The following is a 1,879-nucleotide window of genomic DNA, read 5'->3' as shown; positions in this document are numbered from 1 at the left end:
GCCTGTTTCAGTTCCTGTGTGGCACGGATCAGTTCCATTAACTGTTCATCACGTTTTTTCGTCAGTTCTTTTTCACGTTCCATTGCCTTATTTTCTCGCTGTTCTTCCCGTTCTATAGTTCTGCGGTCTCTTTCGTTCTCACGTTCAATAGCACGTAGTTCCTGCTGTCTCAACATCTCCCGTATTTCTTCCCGTACCTCTTCGAGCATTTCGTCACGAAAACCAGACAACAATTCCTCTGTCATTTGTAGCGAGGTAGCAACATGTAACGGCATGTTCTCCTGCTCTGTAGAAGGTTGCTCGGGCGAGGGAACGACATGCATTCCCGTTACACCTCGTTCTCCTAAGGCTACAGAAACGGCATCCTCGAACGTTGTTCCCGGCTCGTTTAGAACATCTCTCATTTTCGCTAGGACGGTTATATCACGTTCCACGAAGGCTCTACTGCCTCTTTGACCCTTAACAAATTCATAATCATGTTCCTCTAGGTGAAGACAATATTTTCTCAATGTGCTGTGACCAATTTGTAATCTCTCGGCAACTTCTTTCGTCCAGTATGCTCGCTCGTTATGTTCCACCGTTTTCACCTCGTTCTTGCGTTCTGGTTATGTACAGTATTCGTCATTAACGGTCGAAACCCTGCCAACACAAAAAAGACCGTCATTGTGACGATCCATAGTTGTTAAACTAAAGCACCCGTTTAAGTACATTTCTTCACAATCTTACTTTCAACAATAAAAAAAGCTGCCTAAGTAGCCTTGCTACTTAACATAAACCCTGTAAAGTTCAAGAATGTACTAATCGGTCTTATAAATATTTATCTATATTGTCAAAATTAGAACAGCAAATTACATGTTCACTCAGATTAGTCGTACCAAGGTTTTTAACTCAACAAGGGTAGTTTCTCAATTTCAAATTTATATAAACAGATGTCCAATCCCCTTTTATTATTTCTTGTTAACATGACATTCGTTATGTTCAATATGAAATCAAGAAAATAATGAAGAAAGTATTCTACTCTCAAAAAAAGGAACCAACTTTTAAAAAATGAGCAAATTGATTATTACAGTTACCCAGTCCTATTTCTTATGAATGAATACTCTATTGACGTAGTTAAAATAAAATAAGGAGTGAATTTTATGAGTGATAACGAAGGGACAAGTAGCACTAACCAAGATTTTGCCCCCGTTTGTCCCGTATTATCAACAGAACTAATCCCATTAAACACTACACTTTCACAAAGTGTTACCCCAACCATTAAAACACCAGTTGTATTAGCAGAACCAACCTTGCAAATTGTTGTAGAAGCTGATATTCCGCTTTCTCCAGCAGCAACAGAAATAAAGCGTGTGGTGAAAAATGTATTTTTAGATCAAGTAAAACTTGTTCCCGTTGCATTTGCACCTATTGACGGATCTGACTTTTTCAACGTAACAAGAGGCAAATTATTTGTATCAGGGCATATTCGTAAAAATATTGAATATGCTACAGCTGATTGTAATGCACCACTCCAGGATCGAATTGCCGATGTTCCGTTTTCGGGTTTTGCAGACCTTACAACATTCCTTAAACCGCCAGTTATCAGTGTTTCGGAAGACAAAAAATCCAACTTTCTTAATGAGCTAAATGGTCAAGTCCCACGATTAGATAAATTTTTCTTTCAAAATATCGTCAATTATAATGAACAGCCTTTTGGTGAGTTAGTTTCTGCTAATTTCTTTGAACTTGATTTTTCACCAATTATGGCATCTCCTGAGGGAACTTTTAGCACCTTGCGCGAGAAAATCGTTATGGATCTTACTGTGAAAGTATTACAAACTCAACAAATAGGTATCACTGGAGCTGCTGGTCCAACGGGTCCTACTGGTGCCACGGGTGC

Annotated in this window: 2 protein-coding genes; one reads left to right on the top strand and one right to left on the bottom strand. The window is 39.0% G+C overall.

What is annotated here, in order from left to right; all coding sequences use genetic code 11:
* A partial coding sequence (locus A5N88_RS23940) for a hypothetical protein (protein WP_157090845.1) occupies positions 1-434 on the bottom strand: 434 nt, incomplete at its 3' end.
* Between the two features lie 705 nt (positions 435-1,139).
* Between A5N88_RS23940 and A5N88_RS23935 the strand changes: the two genes are divergently transcribed.
* On the top strand, positions 1,140-1,879 hold a 740-nt coding region (locus tag A5N88_RS23935), incomplete at its 3' end, for a CsxC family protein (RefSeq protein ID WP_066271600.1).

This window comes from Heyndrickxia acidicola (genome assembly GCF_001636425.1).
In the GTDB taxonomy this organism is placed as follows: domain Bacteria; phylum Bacillota; class Bacilli; order Bacillales; family Bacillaceae_C; genus Bacillus_AE; species Bacillus_AE acidicola.
The sequence above is the reverse complement of the archived record's forward strand: the minus strand, read 5'-3'. Positions and strand labels throughout refer to the sequence as shown.